This is a genomic window from Bartonella sp. AA126HLJHH, assembly GCF_042197425.1.
Classification (GTDB): Bacteria; Pseudomonadota; Alphaproteobacteria; order Rhizobiales; family Rhizobiaceae; genus Bartonella.
This window is the reverse complement of record NZ_JBHIRU010000013.1, coordinates 1-19,060: the sequence shown is the minus strand read 5'-3', so window position 1 is coordinate 19,060 and position 19,060 is coordinate 1. Positions and strand designations below refer to the sequence as shown.

Below are 19,060 nucleotides of genomic sequence, written 5' to 3'. Positions count from 1 at the left end.
GCAATTGAAGCCGCATTCTGAAGAGCAGAGCGCACAACTTTCACAGGATCAACAATTCCCAAAGCAATCAAATCACCAAATTCACCGGTTGAAAAACATGAAAAGCATAAAAAAAACGGGCACAGAAGACCCGTTTCTTTATTACTTCTATGGAATAAGAGCTTAGAAATCCATTCCGCCCATTCCACCCATTCCGCCAGCAGGCATCGGAGGCATTGGTGTATCTTTCTTTGGAACTTCAGCAACCATTGCTTCTGTTGTGATCAGAAGGCTCGCAATTGAAGCCGCATTCTGAAGAGCAGAGCGCACAACTTTCACAGGATCAACAATTCCCAAAGCAATCAAATCACCGAATTCACCAGTTGCGGTATTGTAACCATAAGTGTCAGCATTATTTTCCAGCACTTTGCCCACAATAATAGCGGCTTCTTCACCAGCATTGCTTGCAATCTGGCGCGCTGGTGCTTGTAGAGCACGACGAACGATACTAATACCAGCTTCTTGGTCAGGATTACTTCCCTTAACGGTCAACGCATTTGCTGCACGCAACAATGCGGTACCACCACCAGCAACAATACCTTCTTCAACAGCAGCACGTGTTGCATTCAAAGCATCATCAACACGGTCTTTCTTTTCTTTCACTTCAACTTCTGTTGCACCACCCACACGGATAACAGCAACACCACCAGCGAGTTTAGCAAGTCTTTCTTGCAATTTTTCACGGTCATAGTCAGAAGTTGTTTCTTCAATCTGAGCCTTGATTTGATTGACGCGAGCAGTAATTTCGCTCTTTTGTCCAGCACCATCAATAATGGTGGTGTTTTCTTTAGAAATATTCACTTTCTTTGCACGTCCAAGCATATCCAAAGTGACATTTTCAAGTTTAATGCCCACATCTTCAGAAATAACCTGTCCGGATGTCAAGATAGCGATATCCTCTAACATTGCTTTACGACGGTCACCAAATCCAGGAGCTTTTACAGCAGCAATTTTCAAACCACCACGCAATTTGTTGACAACGAGCGTTGCCAAAGCTTCACCTTCCACATCTTCAGCGATAATGAGAAGTGGTTTTCCAGACTGAACAACAGCTTCAAGCACAGGAAGAAGAGATTGCAAATTAGACAATTTCTTTTCGTGAATGAGAATGTAAGGATCATCAAGATCAGCGACCATTTTCTCAGCATTTGTTACAAAATAAGGGGAAAGATACCCACGGTCAAATTGCATTCCTTCAACGACTTCTAATTCCGTTTCAGCGGTTTTAGCTTCTTCAACGGTAATGACGCCTTCATTGCCCACTTTTTCCATAGCATCAGCGATCATTTTACCGATTTCAGCAGCGCCATTAGCGGAAATTGTTCCCACCTGTGCAATTTCTGCTGAAGTTTGAATTTTTTTTGCTTTTTTGAAGAGGTTTGCCACCACTTCTTCAACAGCAGCATCAATCCCACGTTTAAGATCCATTGGGTTCATGCCCGCAGCAACAGCTTTAACACCTTCTTGCACAATAGCTTGTCCTAAAACAGTTGCTGTTGTTGTTCCATCACCAGCGATATCATTGGTTTTAGAAGCAACTTCGCGCAACATTTGTGCACCCATATTTTCGAACTTATCTTCCAGTTCGATTTCCTTTGCAACGGATACACCATCTTTTGTGATACGAGGCGCACCGAATGATTTATCAATCACCACATTGCGACCTTTAGGGCCGAGTGTCACCTTAACAGCATTAGCAAGGATGTCGACACCGCGCAACAAACGCTCACGCGCTTCACGGCCAAATTTGACTTCTTTAGCAGCCATTTAATTTCTCCTTGGAGTTTTCTCAAAATAGTACACAATGAAAAACTAAGTGCTTCAATTAGCCCATAATTCCCATAATGTCAGATTCTTTCATGATGAGGAGGTCTTCCCCATTAATCTTGACTTCAGTTCCAGACCATTTTCCAAACAAAATACGGTCTCCTGTTTTGACTTCTAAAGGCACGCGCTTTCCGTTATCATCGAGAGCGCCATTGCCAACAGCAATCACTTCGCCTTCTTGGGGTTTTTCTTTTGCTGTATCAGGGATGATAATCCCACCAGCCGTTTTATTTTCAGATTCAACCCGACGGACAACGACACGGTCGTGAAGTGGGCGGAATTGTATATTAGCCATGTTTTAAATCCTTAAAACTGAACATAATTGAATTAATCTTAAAAGTTCTTACTAGCACTCTCAAATTACGAGTGCTAGCATGTGTTAGATATAAAATCGGCATCTCTCAATGTCAAGAATAGCCATAAAAATAATTTCTCTAAATGAAGCTTCAAAGTCTTGCCTCTTATTGCACTTTCGCGTTATCTATCTTTTTTGAGAACCCGTGAACAAAAAAGGATCTTATCATGGTTGAAACACGTCAGGAAACGGATAGCTTTGGAACGATTTCGGTACGTCAAGATCGTTATTGGGGCGCACAAACTGAACGTTCTCTGCATAATTTTAATATTGGCAGTGAAAAGCAGCCTCTTGCCATCATCTATGCCTTAGTCCTTGTCAAAAAAGCAGCAGCGATTGTAAATATGGGCAAAGGAAAACTACCAGAAAATATTGGAAAAGCAATTATTGCCGCCGCTGATGAAGTGCTTGCTGGCGATTTTGATACGCATTTTCCACTGTCCGTCTGGCAAACAGGTTCTGGCACACAAAGCAATATGAATGTCAATGAAGTCATTGCTAATCGTGCTAGTAAGATTTTGGGAGGAAAACTTGGAAGCAAAAAACCAGTTCATCCCAATGACCATGTCAACATGAGCCAATCATCGAACGATTCCTTTCCCACGGCGCTTCACATTGCCACCACGTTGCAAACACGCCAACACTTACTGCCAATCCTTGAAGCTCTTATTGCGACATTAAAACAAAAAGAGCAAGAATTTGCAGATATCATTAAAATCGGCCGCACCCATACGCAAGATGCAACCCCTTTAACCTTAGGGCAAGAATTTTCAGGCTATCGTGCCGCATTAGAAGCCAATTTTCAGCGTATTGAAAATGCTCTAACCGATGTCCAAATGCTTGCTCAAGGTGGTACGGCTGTTGGCACAGGGCTGAATGCGCCAAAAGGTTTTGACGTTGCTTTTGCGCAAACAGTGAGCACTCTCACAGAAATAACGTTCCAAACTGCCAGCAATAAATTTGAAGCACTTGCCCATCATGGCGCCCTTGCGCATTTCCACGGGAGCTTGAATGCTCTCGCTGCTGATCTGTTTAAAATTGCCAATGACATTCGGTTTTTAGGCTCTGGTCCACGTTCCGGTTTAGGGGAACTCAGTCTTCCTGAAAATGAACCCGGATCTTCTATTATGCCCGGCAAAGTCAACCCCACGCAATGTGAAGCCTTAACCATGGTCGCATGCCAAGTTTTTGGTAATCACACCAGCGTAACCTTTGCCGCAAGCCAAGGACATTTTGAACTCAACGTTTATAAACCTGTTATTGGCTATAACGTTTTACAATCAATTACCCTTCTTGGTGATTGCATGCGTTCTTTTGATATGCATTGCATTCAAGGATTACGGGCCAATCGTGTTCATATTCACTCACTCATGGAGCGCTCACTCATGTTAGTCACAGCTCTTGCACCAGAAATTGGCTATGAAAAAGCTGCTGAAATTGCCAAAGCAGCGCATAAAAATGATACAACTTTGCGCACCGAAGCATTAAAAGCAGGTGTTTTTGTAGAGGATTATGACCGATTAGTTGATCCTAAAAAGATGATTGCTCCCCAATAAACAACCCACTAAAAAAGATGCAAACATCTTAAAACAAATCTTTCTGTCAAAAGATCGGGGTGTTTACACCCCGATGATGACCTATAACAATTACCCACAGCGTTCATTTTAGGCTCTGAGCCGCATTTATACTATGGGTGTTTTTGTTGCTTATATTGTACTTAAAAGGCACAACGGTTTTGGAAAGGCATGGATAGTCATAGCTCAACACCCAATGGCTATACTGGCAGAAAGTGATTTAAATGGATATGACCTTAAGGTGTTTTTCATTCTAGCTTCGCGTTTTGATTTTGAAAATCTATTAGCTATCAACCAAACAGAATGAGCTCAAAAAAATCGGTATTATCGGTATTAATAGACATAATTTCAATCGAAGTATAAAAAGATTAATGAATTCATCGTAGTTACGCTTTACAATGTTATCATTATTGATAACATTGGGTAGATAACTCTTATCTCAATGAGATAATGTGTTTATTTATAATGATAATCTAGCGTTATCCATATTGAATGAGAATCCTAAAGACCGTAAGATTTTCTCATTTTAAATCTGTCCCATGTTGCATCAATCAAAATCATTGACTTGCACATCACAAACGCAATGAATGTGTGAATAGAAATTGTATCCGATAAGGACTACAAACGGCTCTAATGAACCACCTCAAGTGCCAAGGACTGTCACAACGGACAAAGGGGCCTCTGTCACAACATTGTGGAGAGGACTGTCACAACACCCCACGAACTGGCAAATATAGTAATGGTACCGGCGTGCTCCTTTATGAAGCGTAAAAGAGATGCTCAATAGATTTATTATTATACCATTCACAATCGCTGTCATGAAATGGGTTTAGGAACATTGAAAAATGTCTCTTTTATGAAGCGTGAAGATGGGGGTGCTCAATAGAGGAACAGCTGTTGGAACAAAATTCAATGCACCGAAAGGTTTTGACCTTTGCTGAAACAATCAGCTCTCTAACGGGGATATCCTTGACAGCTCGCAAGAAATTGGAGGCATTTGCCCATTATGGCGCCCTCACCCATTTCCACAAAAACCTGAATGCACGCGCTAATCTCTTTAAAATAGCCAACGACTTTCAGTTTTTAGGCTCTCATCCACGTTCTGGCTTTAAGTGAACGGAACGGAGAGTTTATCCGTTTTACATGGCGCATAAGAAACCTCATGAGACTTGAGATTCTCGCACTTTACTCCTTCTGATTCTTCGTATTCCATTCAATCAATCAAAACTATTCGCTTGGATTATCATAAGCAAAAGTGGCATATAGATAAAAAAGAAATAAAGTCGCCCATCCCCTCGAGTGCTCAAAAGGCTACCGCAATACAAAGCTATGCAATATCAGAAACGAGCAAAGAATATGATGGTGCCAATATGCATTTTTTACGATCAATTGAATATGTAAGCACATTGATGTCAATCATAATGGATAATACATTTAATAACAAAAAGTGTTTTAATATGTATAAAATAATGTTTTTTTAATAAGTAAAAAGCTTATTTACTATACTAAAATTTTTTCTAAAACACAGAGAACACTGAAGGCGTATAAAAAAATCCTGAAAAATCAATATAAACCCAGCATAATAGCATGAAAACAAGTTTTAAGAACGCTTAAATATGGATAATTATAGAGTTTTTGAGTGTTTTAGTTTTCATAATGATATTAAGTATAGATTTTTTTAACCAATTTGTATATAATACGATTTGTATCTGAAATAAATTGGGGACGTTTTTATGAAAACAAAATGTTTAGTTGCACTATCTATTTTCACCTTCATTACCGCTTCAACAGCGCAAGCAGCAGATACGGTAATCTTTAAGCAATCAGAACCGAAGGTTTCATTGCAAGATGTTTCATCGTCACGTATTTCACCGGTTACTGTTTCTGCGCCTTTTTCTTGGTCTGGTTTTTATTTTGGAGGACAAATTGGATATTTTTCCAATAAAAATACTCTAAATTACGCACAAGAAGCCAGGGACGGAAAATGGGCTTTGGTTGATAGAGATTTATCACCGAAACTATCAGGATTGAGAGCAGGTTTGTATGCAGGTTCTAATATTGATCTGGGAGATCTTGTTTTCAGTTTTGATACCGACATGGTCTGGTCTGGGAGGAAAAGCACCCAAACAGACAATGGAAAGAAAATTCTAGATGAATCAAACTCCATTAACATTGCCTTTAAAAAAGCTGGGATTCCTATCATAAAACCTGCAGCTCAGGGTGAAACGATATCCAACTATGGTGACATTATTGTTAGCAGTGTAACATTGAAAGAAACGTGGTCTGGTGCCACGCGCGCGCGTATAGGTTTTGCTTCCCATCGTCTTATGCCTTATATTGCAGGGGGTATAGCCTATAGACAGATGCAATATATCATGTCACTTTTATCAAAATCGCAAGAAGATTCGACAATTTTTGCTTCTGGCAATGTGTTAGATGAGACAAAAACAATGTTTGGTTACACTGTTGGTGGTGGTTTTGATCTTGCAATGACAGATAATATCATTATGCGGACAGAATATCGTTATTCAGATTTTTTTAAAAAGAAATTTGCAAACGATAACCTTAAAATCTCTTCTCAAACGCATGATGTTCGCTTTGGTATCGCTTATAAATTCTAAGTTTTTTTAGAAAAATTGAACGATTAAAAAACCCTGTAAAAAACGGGGTTTTTTAATGCCCCTTTCCCCCTAAAAAGACGTAGCTTCTAAAAACCTGTACTAAACTGTAAACAAATAGTCACGAAACAATAAAGCCTCTCCCTCTCTTAAAGCAAGCTCCTATCCTCTCAGCCTTTCATGTAATGCCTTTGGAATATAAAGCTTTACCATCATACCACTGGGCGCCATCGTAAAATAAATGAGAGCCGTTATTTAAGAGATATTTCTTTAAAATAAATATAGATATTGTGCATCAATTGCAGTTTTATAAGATGATGTTGACTTGGCCTCCCCGCTCTTAAAGGATAAAGATTCTAAACACCCATTTTTAAACACCATGTCCGTTTATAAAAGCACAAAAACCCTTGGAGACTCTTGGGGGATATTGGGCGGGCTTCTTTGGGCTCCTCCTCATGGAATGCCCTTAAATCTCAAGCAAGACAAACACTGAAGAATATCCAACACACACCGAAAAAAATACTGTAACGTTTCAAGGAAGTATGCCCTATATGACCACACTTCAAACGACAGTATTTTACCGCTATTGTATGCCAGAGTGGAGAGAGGATATTGCGGTTCTCTGTTTATGTAATTTCTATAACGGGGAGACAGCTTCATTTAGGGAGCACATGAAGTTGTCAAGGTAAAAACCAATTTCCAATCTTACCATTTCCCTCTGCTTTACGACTTTCAAAAGCCTCTAAAGCACTATTTTTTAAGCCTCTAAAGCTCCTGTCTTTTAAAGAGTGGAGATTACACATTGCCCCATGCTTTTGTTTCTCACATATCTTTTTGGCGATCACGCCCCTCATGTCATACGACAACGCTTCAAACCAAACACACTCAAATCCAAGACACTTGGATTGCCAATTCACATGCGTGTTTTAAAGAAACAGCTCTCAAAACCCTCAAGCCCATTTTGCGACAGCACCCACAGGAATATAAAATCTATAGAGCACCATCTCTACACTTCATAAAAATGCAAGCTGGCACCATCCATCATATACTTTACCTCCAATGATGCCCTTGAAACGGTTCATAAGAGGCATTTTTATTCATTTTTTGTAAAATTTCACTCCACGCGAGCTCATCTAGCTTGTAACGCACGAGCGACATGATTTTGGTTGATTTACTATAAGCAGACTTGAAATGAGAGAATCCTACGGTATTCGAGGTTTTTCATTCAACATACAAAACATTGAATACGGTCTATAAATCCCACGTTTTATAACCCCCATGTTTTATAAAACAACGTGATGCGCCATAACAGGATAAAGGAAAATATTTATGAAGTGGTGCGGGTGGTCGGACTCGAACCGACACTCCTCTCGGAACCAGATTTTGAGTCTGGCGCGTCTACCAGTTCCACCACACCCGCACACTGCTATAAAAGACAGGACTATAAAAGACAGACTTGTCGATTATTCCTTTGCACTATATGAAGAAGAACAGATTCGTCAACAGAAGACTTCTCATTTTTTAAGAATTCATATCATTTTCTTATCTATTTTATGAAATACTTTCTTTATTGGATTTCTCTACCGGATTTATAGCAATCTCATTTGTAAAGTCTTTACCTCTTAAACTTATAAAAGCCTCATGATATTAAACAAATTAAAGCTTTGGACGATTTCTTTAGCAAATCGGCGTACAGCACCACACTGGCTTGGTTTCATTGCCTTTATTGAAAGTTCTGTTTTTCCAATTCCCATAGATGTTTTATATATTCCGATGCTTCTTATCCATCAAAAGCGGGTTTATCGCTATGCTTTGATTGCGACAATCTGTTCTGTATTAGGAGGCATTGCCGGTTGGTTTATCGGACATTTTGCCTATGATACCCTTGCCAAACCCATTTTAGAAATTTATGGTAAGGTTGAAAGTTTTGAATCACTGAAAAATAGTGCAACCCTGCAATTTCTCATCATTTTACTGATAACATCAGGTTTTTTTCATCTTCCCCCCATCAAGATTGTCACAATTTTGGCCGGTGTTATGAGTGTGCGTCTTGAATTTTTCATTCTTATTTGTATTTTTTCCAGAGGCGCTCGTTTTTATCTTCTCGCGTGGCTGATTAAACATTTTGGGCAAAAAGCAATGAATTTTCTAGTACAGCATTTTAAATGGATTGTTCTCATTGGTTGTGTTAGCCTCCTTTTAATTTATGGGATTTTCATAGCTTTTTTAAACAGGAAGCTTTTATAAGGAACAGACTTAATGGCATGCGTTTTGTCTTCTCACCCACTTTTACACAAACACCTTCATCTTGAACCCAGCAGAAAAGAACAAAGTTTATGGGCTTTTTTTCTCGCTTTTTGCTTGTCTGCCACAATAGGGATTGCCCTTGGTTTTGAATATTTCGGAGGATATCTTCCTTGCGATTTATGTCTCATAGAGCGTTTTCCTTATTATGGAGCCATACCATTTTTGCTCTTAGCAGGTTTTGGGGCATGTTTTTTTCGCATAACTGCTTGGATACAACTTTTATTTTTGTGTGTTTTTGTCTTAATGTGCATCAGCCTTGTTTTAGCCGTTTATCATGCGGGTGTTGAATATGGCTTTTGGGCAGCTCCCCTCAGTTGTGGTTTAAGCGCAGTCAGAAAAACCTCAGACATTAACCAGCTGCTTAACCAATTAAACAACATTCATCCTCCTTCTTGTTCTGAAGCATCCGCACGCTTTCTTTTTCTCTCATTTGCCGGTTGGAATGTCGTCTCAAGCCTATTTTTCTCCCTTATAAGCCTCTATATTACTTCAAAAGGGCTCCTTTCAGTCCATAAAAAACTCTAACCATAAAATAGAAACGAAACCGCGTGCACTCGTTCTCTCCAATCGCTTTCCCCTACCAACAACCCTCCAGTCACCAATCCCCACCCAGAACCACCCACCGCCAAACCAACCCACCCACACCAACGAGTCACCAACATCCCTCCTCTAGCGTTGTACTCAAAAGACAAAAATAAGCAGATACATCCATTTTATGGTTTCACCTCTCTGTACTTATAAGCAACATTTTGATAAAAACTCGTGATAGAAAAGCCGTAAAATAATAAGTGAGGGGACCAATAAATATAAATGGTCTGCTATGGCTGAAGATAAGAACACAGAGCCTTCTACCCTATCACCTATTTCCTTAGATATAACCAAACTTGAAGAACCATGTGTTATGATGGAACATGATCATAATGCATGGCGTGAGCATATAAAAGAAAGGGATTTAAATGCGCCTTACGAAAAACCACCTCATATAAAACCACGAATCAAATCGGCACCACGCATCAGGCAAGTTTTTTGGTGCGATTTTCCTCATGATTCGATACTCCCTGAATTTTGGAAAAAGCGGCCTGTTTTAGTGCTTTCTAAGAATGCAAAATTATATGGAAATGTGACAGTTTTACCTTTTTCAACGAAATCACAACCCAATAATCCCGCTGCGTATCCAATACAATCTCCCATAGAGAATAAAAAAGCATGGATTATCTGCAATTATGTCACAACAGTTTCTGTAAGTCGTTTAAGTTGCTCACGTACCGTTCCAAGATTATCCTGCGAAGATTTTCATAAAGTTGTAGCTCTGATGCTTAAATATTTACCGCATTTACACTATTGACTTTTGAGAAAAATAAGTGTATCTATATCACCATACACGGCATCAGTAATGGTGGCCGCTTCCCCGCAAGGGGAGATAGGAACGAAGGAGTGGGAAACCGCTCCTTTCGTCATTTTTGGTATTTTTTTGAAAACTGCCATTTTTTGCAACCTTCCCTAGAACATATCCAACATTCATTCTCCACCGTTGTTGTTTTGAAATATTTGCGATTTTGGGTAAGCAGAAGACAATATCCACACCTTGGATCCGGTAAAGTTTCCCACGGAGATTACCGAGATGTTGTACATACTTATCATTTCATTGCACAAAAAATCGTTCTGCCGTTGCTTAAACTTTATATGATTTTCCGCAATGGGAATATCTTTCCAAGATTGAAAAAAATTTCATAATTTGGCATAACAAACAATCCCTTGTTCTTCGCGCTCTTGAAGTGTTCAATCGCTCAATTTACCAAAAGATATTCGACCTCACAACTTGTTTATTTACGTCCCTCAATACGGATGAAGCGGATGAAAAAGCCAGCATTTTTGAAAAGAAAAAAATAGTAAAGAGCATTTAATGATTCAAACGCTTTAAGACTACACAGAATACTCCATTCATCTTTGAACGCATCTGTTTCTGTTAAAGAGAGCTAATAATGCTTATATAATCTGAATAATATTAGTTTACTTACCATATGATAACCGATTGATAACGATAACGCTAAACACAGAACTTACATCACCACACCTCAAAATAGTATTTTTACGAGATAACAAAGAAAATTCTGTAGTAAAACAGAAATCAACACCCAACCGATTTCTATCTCTTCACCAATAACAATTGTTTATTGCCCTAACCGCATTATTTCACCTGTCACACGACCCAACATAGCTTTTACAGATAGATTTTCTTCCCCTTTTCCGAGAAACGATCTATGCTATTTTGGGATTTACTGCTAAATTGCGTATGCTTGCACTTTGAATACCTTTCTCTCACCATATAAAAGGTAGATAAAAAAATAATTTCGTTTATCAGCTTTATTTTAAAGACATACCTATTTTTTACAGGATACGTTTTCCTTTCTATCAGCCCTATCGCATTTAATACACTTGTCGTTTCTAAACATGAACAACCAAGCATCACAATGGAACAATAGACACCCATCACTTTCATGGGCACTTGCATTGACAAGAGATAAACAAGAGCATTGATCACCACACACGGAGCAAAAATCTATAGCGACTACGCCATAGACTTTCGCCACGCACGGGTTATTCTTAAAGCATATTTATGATGAGATAATCATTTATGACATTCTTTTTGTTACACCACAGAACGGGTTTTGCTAACCAGTTTTATTATTGTGCAAATTTTTCAAGAGAAATCCTCACTCGCTCATAGATGACAAGATTTCTTTATGGAGAGAACGTATGGCGCTCAGTTTTGACCTTTTCCATAACAAGGATAAGTTCAAACTTTAACCAACACGACAATACACCTACTCTAAACGATTTATGTACCACCTCATCCGCAACACATTGCCAAATATCCGTACATTTCCTCGAAAAATTTTCACACTTTTACGCATAGTAAAAAAAAGATTAACTTTAATCATGTTGCACTCCATTTTAATTGATTTGGATTTTAAAAATGACCAAAAAAATCAAACAAAAATAGAGAGGTAAGTTACGAAAACTACAGGGTAAATTTTACTGCCGCAAAATGTCTATTTTCCCCCGCCTGAACAGTCAGAGGAACACTATAAAAATTATTTTCATTGAAAAACAATTACTTATAATCTAGGGAAGAAAAGTAAAAATCTCCCCCAGAAAAAGAGATTACCTTCAAAATTATCAAAAAAAGCAGCACAATTTTAGTGATCTTTTTATTTTTTTTCTTTTGATCAAAGAGAGCTGGCAGGTGTCTTAGGAGCCCCTCCGGTAGGTTCCCAATTCGCAACAGCCGCTAATTCCTCAATGAGCTTCTCTCTTGGTAAATTATTATCATCCACCAACTTGTACTGAACGGCATTATCACTAAGCCACTTTATAAGCGTTCCTTTAACAGTTTTACCACCCTCAGCCTCACTCACCGCTTCCCATGCTGCAACAATAGCAGCAAGCTTTGGAGCATAACGTGGATGCGTTGGATCTTGAAACGCATATTTTTGATCCTTAGTCTCAGCAAAATTATCCTCAGGGAAAAAAAACGCAGGACGCAGACCACGCGACGAAAGCCATTCTTTTAAATCATCAACGCGAACATATGAGGAATCTGCATCTATAAAATCCGAAAAATTATAGTACGACCATTCTATCTCTAATCGATTGCTTTTTCCCGCTTGAACGATAGCATGATAGGCTGCACGGAAATTAGCAGTTTTCTCTGATGATACGGAAAGGTTATCTTCGTAAATATCACTTTTTTCTGGTTCTAATTTGTTGACAAACAAATACTTTCCTGGATTTAATCCAACTATTAAAAGCGCTGCCTGCAGTATTGTTAGTTTTTCAGAAAGCCGCCAAAATTTCAAACCATCACTATTTTCCATATATGCTCCCTTTTTTTCTGCACAATTTCGCTCTTTTTTAAAAACATCAAAAACGTTTGTTAACGCGTAGAGATTATGCACTTTTCACATTTCAACTCATCCCATACTTTAAATAAAAACACAGCACCCACACTCCTCCTTGTGATACACAAGAAAATGATTTGAATTGATTTAAGATAAGAAGTTTTGAAGTGAGAGAATTTTACTGAATTTTGGGCTTTCATGCAAGATATCAGGCAAGTTACAAGGCGATAAATGCCCCTTCATAAAGCATAAATTTTTATGCGTGATCAAACAGTTTGATATGATAATATCTCTCTCATTTATGCACCCCCACCCTTAAACCTGCCCCTGCAATCACAGCACAAAAGATAATTCGTTACACGCTAACAAATCCACCTAAATGCAAAAGCTGTAACAACGCTAAAATGCGCGTAAATATCATAAGAATACTGTCTTACACCTCCACAAGCAGAATGAGTGGCGTAAAAACTGTACAATAAAATGCCATGCCTATAATGAACCGTGCTAAAGACTGTCGCAACACTGGGAGCTAAGGTGTATGATGATGCCGGCTTGCTCTTTTACGAAGCGTAAAGATTAAGAAGACTCAATGGAGTTTATATTATTTCATGGACATTTTGCTGCTCTACCCTTCTATACTCTTCACGGGGCCCCCACGCGAAATGGGCTTTTATCCCTTGAATAAAGATCTCCTTTAAAAGAATCATTTCAAATTCTAAGAGCTGTTACAGTCTTTTGAACGCATAAAATGAATGATGATGCTAGCTTATTCCTTTCCTATATTCTCGAACATCAATACATTGAAATGCTCCATTCAAACGCCCCTTTAGCAAAATAAAGCACATTGTCTCTTAAATTTTTTCACGTAATCATTTCTTTCATGCGCCCCTGTCGTCTCCATTTGATAAATCTCCTTGTACTTTCTCAGCATCCCAGCACCTTTTTTCTCAGTGCAACCTTTTTGCAATTTTTCAGTTTTGAACTTTTAGATTGACTTTCGGTTTATTTTTCTTATGTTTTAGAATTATTCTAAAGTGCAAAGGAACAGAAAATGTTGAAATTGTTTTTTTCATTTGTACAACGTAAAGCTCTGTCCTTTCGTTCAGCACAAAACGTGATACTTAAAGCGCTCAAATTAAAAGAGCAACATGCGGCGCTCTATTTAAAATATGCAAAAGCTCTAGCACCTTATTCCTCTAAGGAAGCCGCGGTTTTTACCGCCATGGGGCTTCAAGAGCTTAAAAATTATAAGCAACTTTTGTGCCTTTCTTGCCATAATCGTGCAAACACTATCGGTTCATTATGTGACAAAACTTCTCTTGTGAAAGGCAAAAGCCGCCATCCCTCCCAAAAAACAACAGCGGCAAATCACACCATAAAAAAACCCTCGAAAACGCAAAGACAAACACTTTTGACTTGGATTCAACCAGGTCTTGCAGGGTTAATGGATGGCTCTGTCTCTACCCTTGCCCCCATTTTTGCCGCAGCTTTTGCCACGGGAGACACGCATCAAACTTTTTTGATAGGGCTCTCAGCTTCAATTGGTGCAGGGCTTTCAATGGGTTTCACAGAAGCAGCCCATGATGACGGAAAATTATCAGGGCGTGGTTCGCCATTAAAAAGAGGTCTTGCCAGCGGCATTATGACAACATTAGGAGGACTAGGTCATACTCTTCCCTATTTGATCAACTCTTTTTATGTAGCGACAATTATTGCTTTTATCATTGTTTTTTTCGAACTAGGCGCCATCGTCTGGATTCAGAACAAATACATGTCCACTCCCTTTTGGCGCGCCTCTTTACAGGTCATCATTGGGGGAGCTCTGGTTTTTGCCACGGGTATTCTTATCGGTAGTATCTAAAAAATCTTATCTGTAACCACAATTTAGATCTCAAATAAGCGCATGCCCCTAGGCATAAGCCATCCTTGATGATGCCATTATTGAAAAATGCCATTGATAATGTTAGGTGGTGTTGTGGAATATTTTAGGTCAGTAAGAGATGATAAGCAAGCTCTGGGGACAACCTATATCCACACACCTTTATCGACTTGGTTTTATAGATATCTTTTGTTAAAGTATCATTTTCTTCTAGACCTCATATTTTGGAAATGCCTCGATCATGTCGCACACTGAAACCAACGCCTCTCTAAACAATCATCCTGTCTCTTCTCAATCTTCACATGCCCAGACTTTATTTGTTCAGCGTCTTGCACACGGACAAGGTTTAGAACTTCCTTGCTACGCGACAGCGGGTTCTGCGGGTCTTGATCTACGGGCAGCAATTGGAGAAGAAGAAACGCTTGTTCTTGCCCCTGGGCAGCGGGCGCTTATTCCAACAGGTCTCATTTTTCATTTATCTCTTGGGTTTGAAGCACAAATACGTCCACGCTCTGGCTTAGCCTTAAAACACGGCATCACATGCCTCAACACTCCAGGAACGATTGATAGTGACTACCGTGGTGAAGTCAAAGTCCTTCTTATCAATTTAGGACAAGAAGACTTTTCCATCCAACGAGGCATGCGCATTGCCCAAACAGTCATCGCTCCCGTATCCCAAGTCAATGTTTGCGCCATTGAACCAGAGCAAAGTACCCAAAACCATAACGAGAGCCGTGGAACAGGAGGTTTTGGTTCAACGGGACACACTTAAGAAGCTCTGAAAAAATCGCTATCCTTAAAATAACACACACACTTATTCCAACCACTCTTTCACTTAAAACCCCTTGGGCTTTTAAAGTACACAAGGAGTGCGCATTTGCTTTTAAAGTTTTTTCACTAAACGCCCCTCTAAACAAGTATCCTTACTCTTCTCCTGTCTCTTCTCGATCTTCACATCCCCTGACTTTATCCGTTCAGTGTCTTGCACTTGGGACAAGATTTAGAACTTCCTCACTACACAACGGCTGGTTCTGCTGGTCTTGGATTTACAAGCAGCAATTGGTAAAGAAGAAACACTGGTTCTTGCCCCTGAGCAGCGGACACTTATTCCAACAGGTCTCAATTTTTCATTTATCACGTGGGGCTTGTGAAGCACGCATCCGTCCACGCTCTGGCTTAGCCTTAAAACACGGGCATTACATGCCTCAACACTCCAAGAACGATTGAGTGTGACTATCCGGAAGTGAAGTCAAACTCCTTCTTATCAATTTAGGCCAAGAAGACTTTTCCATTTAAACGGGGCATGCGCGCCATTGCCCAAACAGTCATCGCCCCTGTATCCCAAGTTAATGTTTGCGCCATTGAACCAGAGCAAAATACCCAAAGCCATAACGAGAGCCGTGGAACAGGAGGTTTTGGTTCAACGGGACACACTTAAGAAGCTCTGAAAAATCGCTACTCTCAAAATAACACATACCCAACCACTCTTTCACTGGAAATTCTTTGAGCTTTTAAAGTGCACAAGGAGTGCGCATTTGCTTTCAAAGTTTTTTCACTAAACGCACCTCTAAACAAGCATCTCTCAATTACGTCTCGTGCACTATACAAAACTTCATTATCACCAGATACCCCTCCCCCATAACAAAAACATTGGCACTAACCATTGAGCGTTCACACACTGCTTGTAATGTCGACAATCTATACATCATATTGATTTATAATAATAATGAATTGTCTTTCAACTTAAATGAGAAATCTCAATACTGTAAGATTGTTTTATGGCAAGCCTATTTTATTAAATCAATCAAAAGCATGTTTCTCACATTCCAAACGTGGCTAGCATGCAGATAAAAACTGGAAAAATGCCTATAATGAATACGTGTCCTAAACACTATCGCAACATTGGGAAAAAAATATAAATACGATAATGGTGCTCGCTTGCTCTTTTGTTAAGCGTAAAGATGGTGATGTTTGATAGGTTTTTTGATTATTTTACGGGGGCTTTACCGTTATACCATTTATGGATAACATGTAAGTTTTATGTAAAAATAACTTGCTGTATTTATACAGCTTTTTTACAGTGAGGGACGCGTAAATAAAAGTTAGGGAATAGGATTTTGCAACACGTCTCTTAATGATTGCGAATCAAGAGTTCTTTTCGGGGTGGTTTTTTAGCAAAACCAGAGGTCCAAAGGGTCTCTAATTCTAAAAAGTCAAAATCCTTAAAAATCTCTCGAACCGCATCACAATCATTCAGACTCAAGACAAATTTGCCTTGTATGCTTTTGAGAACTTTTGCCATACTCACAAAATCATCTTCAACAAAATTCCCAGAGCTGTAACACTTCTTCTTTACAAAATAAGGCGGGTCTAGGTAAAATAAACTGTCGGGTGCATCAAATAGCTCGATAACCCGTTCCCACGACAAATTTAAGATCGTCGTATCAAGAAGCTTCTGTCTAACACGTCTCATCCTTGATAACAGCTTTTCGGGATTAAATGCTATAGGCTTTTTCCTTCCAAAACTAAAAGAGACATAATCTTTTTTCCCATACATCACACAACGTTGGAGAAACAAAAAACGGGCGGCTCTTTCAACTTTGGAAAGGCTTTCTGGTTCAATCGCCGCAAGTTCAAAAAACAACTGTCTTGAACAAACAAACCATTCTAGTCGTTTGGCTAAATCATCAAAGTCATTTTGAACGCATTGAAACAGATTCGTGATCTCTCCATTCAAATCATTAATGACAGAATATTTTGCTGGTCTTTTATTTAGGAAAATAACACCAGAGCCTAAAAACGGTTCAACATAGGTTTCGTGGTCAATATTATTTAAAATCGGTATAATTTTCTTACGCAGATAGTGTTTACCACCCATCCACGCAAACAATGTTTGTGTAAATTCTTGTTTCGTCATGTTTTAAAGGAAAGATTTTGTGAGTTCTAACTTTTTGTTATCCATCTTTTAAGATGTGAGAAGCTATTCTCTATGGCGTCCACGCAACGGGAAAAATCGATAATAAACATAAAGAGAATGAAGGCAATCCACTTCATAAAGCGTGACATCATCTTTAAGCCTTGATAGGTCTCTATCATCTCGTGAAGGAGCTGTTGTTCTGTTTCTGTAAGATCTTTATCTTTGCTGCTTCGTTTCTTGACCATCTTTCCAACCACATAAATGGGCTCCCTGCTTGTTATGCTTCAAAATATCTCTTGCAAGGTTGGAACTGATGACCTCAACATCCTGATTATCCAAATAAATGGGCAACCAGCCACCACAAGAAACAGACCTATTTGCCGCGCACCCAACGAGAAAGTTCAGAGCGCACACCAGCATCACTTTTTCGATTAACTTCATTTTCTACCTCAAGACGGGTTGTTGCTGTCTTTAAAGCATTCTCTGTTTGCTTTTGCCGTTCGCTTTGCTTGCCAAGCTGAAATGCCTTGGCTAAAGCCATAAAAAAAACGGCTAAAGCCGCTGTAAACATAAGAGAATATTTCTTTAGCCAAAAAATCATAAGCGTTGCTCCCCAAACCGCTTGGCGACAATCACTATGCCCGTTACAGCCGCTAAAACCATGATACCTGCTAAAGCCCATTGCACCGGACCATTGCCAACCAACAAGCCTCCAAACCCCGAACAAGACCCTATAATCGGGGCAAGTGCTTCTATCTTTAAAAGACCGCTTGCTGTTTTCGTTTCTACCCTTTGATAATTCGAAGAAACATAAGCCCCTTTTACCCATAATCCCGCTTCTGCTGCTCGACGGTTGGCTAAACCCGCAAGAGGCTTCCCACCGACCTTATTCCATTTCTGTAATTCTAAGGGTACGGCTTCATAATCCCCTTGATTAAGCTTCTTCAATAAGGTTGACTTGCGAAAAGCAGCTGTTCCTACATTATAGCAAAATGAGACCAATGCCGCGAATTGGCAATCCGTTAACGAAACCGTCACCGATTCCTCTACCGTCTGCTCAAATTGCTTTAAGTCTTCACAAAGGATTTCTTCTGCTTGCTTTTGGCTAATACACATGCCTTTTTTGACAAGGGGGTGACCCGCATTGCTGGTGTGACCATAACCAATCGTCCAGATACATGCCGTGTCTCTATATGCCTCTAAACGCAAACCTTCCCATTGTTTGATAAGCTCTAATCCTTCTTTCGATATCTTTCTCATCTGACGCTCCATAAAAAAAGCCCCACAAAAGTGAGGCGGCATAAAAATGTTTTCTTATGATCTCTATTGGCTATGCTCTTTGATCAGCTGCTCGACTTCTTCAACACGAAAGCCAAGTTGAAAGAGCGGCGCATAGTCGCTTTCCTGTAATTCATACTGACAACGCTTTTCTACAAAATCACCATTTGAATCAAACGGCATTGTTGTTGTTAGACAAACCTTATGCGTGTCATCTTCAATCCCCTCTTCTCCCTCTCCAAGCTCTTTAACAAAAACCCAATAAAAACGTGTTGTTAAAAGATTCCCTAGCCTTCTTACTGTTTCAACTTTGTCAAAAGAAAGCATGTTCAGATAATCTTCTTTGCTATTTAAATGTTCTGGA

General features: G+C 39.4%; 19 protein-coding genes, 1 tRNA gene and 2 pseudogenes. 10 read left to right on the top strand and 12 right to left on the bottom strand.

Going from position 1 to position 19,060, the window contains the following annotated elements; genetic code table 11:
- The 3 genes from ACFIQC_RS06965 to groES form a co-directional block, all read right to left on the bottom strand.
- On the bottom strand, nucleotides 1–188 hold a 188-nt coding region (locus ACFIQC_RS06965), incomplete at its 3' end, for a hypothetical protein (RefSeq protein ID WP_375706949.1).
- On the bottom strand, nucleotides 163–1,806 hold the full coding sequence (gene groL / locus ACFIQC_RS06960; RefSeq protein ID WP_273790908.1) for a chaperonin GroEL: 1,644 nt from the start codon (nucleotides 1,804–1,806) through the stop codon (nucleotides 163–165). The genes ACFIQC_RS06965 and groL, both read right to left, overlap by 26 nt.
- A gap of 58 nt (nucleotides 1,807–1,864) precedes the next feature.
- Entirely contained in the window at nucleotides 1,865–2,161 is a 297-nt protein-coding gene (groES, locus tag ACFIQC_RS06955) for a co-chaperone GroES (protein WP_005774667.1), read from the bottom strand.
- A gap of 227 nt (nucleotides 2,162–2,388) precedes the next feature.
- Here groES and fumC point away from each other — a divergent pair, with 227 nt between their 5' ends.
- From fumC to ACFIQC_RS06935, 4 genes and pseudogenes are all read left to right on the top strand, one after another.
- A complete protein-coding gene (fumC, locus tag ACFIQC_RS06950) occupies nucleotides 2,389–3,777 on the top strand; it encodes a class II fumarate hydratase (RefSeq protein WP_375611602.1) in 1,389 nt (462 codons plus the stop codon).
- A gap of 133 nt (nucleotides 3,778–3,910) precedes the next feature.
- Entirely contained in the window at nucleotides 3,911–4,102 is a 192-nt protein-coding gene (locus tag ACFIQC_RS06945) for a hypothetical protein (protein ID WP_375640900.1), read from the top strand.
- Nucleotides 4,103–4,682: 580 nt separating this feature from the next.
- A pseudogene (locus ACFIQC_RS06940) lies at nucleotides 4,683–4,902 on the top strand (lyase family protein); the annotation flags it as partial.
- A 626-nt stretch (nucleotides 4,903–5,528) separates the two neighbouring features.
- A complete protein-coding gene (locus tag ACFIQC_RS06935; RefSeq protein ID WP_375647122.1) occupies nucleotides 5,529–6,416 on the top strand; it encodes an outer membrane protein in 888 nt (295 codons plus the stop codon).
- A gap of 677 nt (nucleotides 6,417–7,093) precedes the next feature.
- Here ACFIQC_RS06935 and ACFIQC_RS06930 read toward each other — a convergent pair.
- Nucleotides 7,094–7,216: a hypothetical protein gene (locus tag ACFIQC_RS06930; protein ID WP_375706931.1), complete on the bottom strand. Its 123-nt coding sequence runs from the start codon at nucleotides 7,214–7,216 to the stop codon at nucleotides 7,094–7,096.
- A 532-nt stretch (nucleotides 7,217–7,748) separates the two neighbouring features.
- A tRNA-Leu gene (locus tag ACFIQC_RS06925) sits at nucleotides 7,749–7,833 on the bottom strand.
- A gap of 221 nt (nucleotides 7,834–8,054) precedes the next feature.
- On the opposite strand from ACFIQC_RS06925, the gene ACFIQC_RS06920 reads away from it, so the two are divergent.
- Nucleotides 8,055–8,660 carry a YqaA family protein gene (locus ACFIQC_RS06920; protein ID WP_375638304.1) on the top strand — a complete coding sequence of 202 codons (606 nt, stop codon included), beginning with the start codon at nucleotides 8,055–8,057 and terminating at the stop codon, nucleotides 8,658–8,660.
- A gap of 12 nt (nucleotides 8,661–8,672) precedes the next feature.
- A complete protein-coding gene (locus ACFIQC_RS06915) occupies nucleotides 8,673–9,245 on the top strand; it encodes a disulfide bond formation protein B (protein ID WP_375621583.1) in 573 nt (190 codons plus the stop codon).
- Here the strand turns inward: ACFIQC_RS06915 and ACFIQC_RS06910 are convergent.
- Nucleotides 9,242–9,376: a hypothetical protein gene (locus tag ACFIQC_RS06910; protein WP_375621584.1), complete on the bottom strand. Its 135-nt coding sequence runs from the start codon at nucleotides 9,374–9,376 to the stop codon at nucleotides 9,242–9,244. The two genes, ACFIQC_RS06915 and ACFIQC_RS06910, sit on opposite strands and share 4 nt — an antisense overlap.
- 164 nt (nucleotides 9,377–9,540) lie before the next feature.
- Here ACFIQC_RS06910 and ACFIQC_RS06905 point away from each other — a divergent pair, with 164 nt between their 5' ends.
- The gene (locus ACFIQC_RS06905; RefSeq protein ID WP_375613249.1) at nucleotides 9,541–10,065 is read left to right on the top strand and encodes a type II toxin-antitoxin system PemK/MazF family toxin; all 525 of its coding nucleotides are present in this window, start codon (nucleotides 9,541–9,543) and stop codon (nucleotides 10,063–10,065) included.
- A 1,885-nt stretch (nucleotides 10,066–11,950) separates the two neighbouring features.
- Here ACFIQC_RS06905 and ACFIQC_RS06900 read toward each other — a convergent pair.
- Nucleotides 11,951–12,598 carry a hypothetical protein gene (locus ACFIQC_RS06900; RefSeq protein WP_375621585.1) on the bottom strand — a complete coding sequence of 216 codons (648 nt, stop codon included), beginning with the start codon at nucleotides 12,596–12,598 and terminating at the stop codon, nucleotides 11,951–11,953.
- Nucleotides 12,599–13,673: 1,075 nt separating this feature from the next.
- Between ACFIQC_RS06900 and ACFIQC_RS06895 the strand changes: the two genes are divergently transcribed.
- From ACFIQC_RS06895 to dut (ACFIQC_RS06885), 3 genes and pseudogenes are all read left to right on the top strand, one after another.
- The gene (locus tag ACFIQC_RS06895; protein ID WP_375621586.1) at nucleotides 13,674–14,483 is read left to right on the top strand and encodes a VIT1/CCC1 transporter family protein; all 810 of its coding nucleotides are present in this window, start codon (nucleotides 13,674–13,676) and stop codon (nucleotides 14,481–14,483) included.
- A 259-nt stretch (nucleotides 14,484–14,742) separates the two neighbouring features.
- Nucleotides 14,743–15,273, top strand: a complete 531-nt coding sequence (dut, locus tag ACFIQC_RS06890) for a dUTP diphosphatase (protein WP_375621587.1) — start codon at nucleotides 14,743–14,745, stop codon at nucleotides 15,271–15,273.
- A 188-nt stretch (nucleotides 15,274–15,461) separates the two neighbouring features.
- Nucleotides 15,462–15,939 (top strand): annotated as a pseudogene (gene dut, locus ACFIQC_RS06885) (dUTP diphosphatase).
- A 693-nt stretch (nucleotides 15,940–16,632) separates the two neighbouring features.
- On the opposite strand, the gene ACFIQC_RS06880 reads toward dut (ACFIQC_RS06885), so the two are convergent.
- From ACFIQC_RS06880 to ACFIQC_RS06860, 5 genes are all read right to left on the bottom strand, one after another.
- On the bottom strand, nucleotides 16,633–17,418 hold the full coding sequence (locus ACFIQC_RS06880; protein WP_375706930.1) for a DNA adenine methylase: 786 nt from the start codon (nucleotides 17,416–17,418) through the stop codon (nucleotides 16,633–16,635).
- 26 nt (nucleotides 17,419–17,444) lie between these two features.
- Complete coding sequence (locus tag ACFIQC_RS06875; RefSeq protein ID WP_375637227.1) at nucleotides 17,445–17,675, bottom strand: hypothetical protein; 231 nt, start codon at nucleotides 17,673–17,675, stop codon at nucleotides 17,445–17,447.
- 116 nt (nucleotides 17,676–17,791) lie between these two features.
- Nucleotides 17,792–18,019, bottom strand: a complete 228-nt coding sequence (locus ACFIQC_RS06870) for a hypothetical protein (RefSeq protein WP_375611041.1) — start codon at nucleotides 18,017–18,019, stop codon at nucleotides 17,792–17,794.
- Nucleotides 18,016–18,678: a lysozyme gene (locus tag ACFIQC_RS06865; protein ID WP_375651361.1), complete on the bottom strand. Its 663-nt coding sequence runs from the start codon at nucleotides 18,676–18,678 to the stop codon at nucleotides 18,016–18,018. Before ACFIQC_RS06865 ends, ACFIQC_RS06870 begins: the two co-directional genes overlap by 4 nt.
- A 63-nt stretch (nucleotides 18,679–18,741) precedes the next feature.
- Nucleotides 18,742–19,060, bottom strand: a 319-nt coding sequence (locus ACFIQC_RS06860; RefSeq protein ID WP_375706929.1) for a hypothetical protein, incomplete at its 5' end; no start/stop codon positions are given.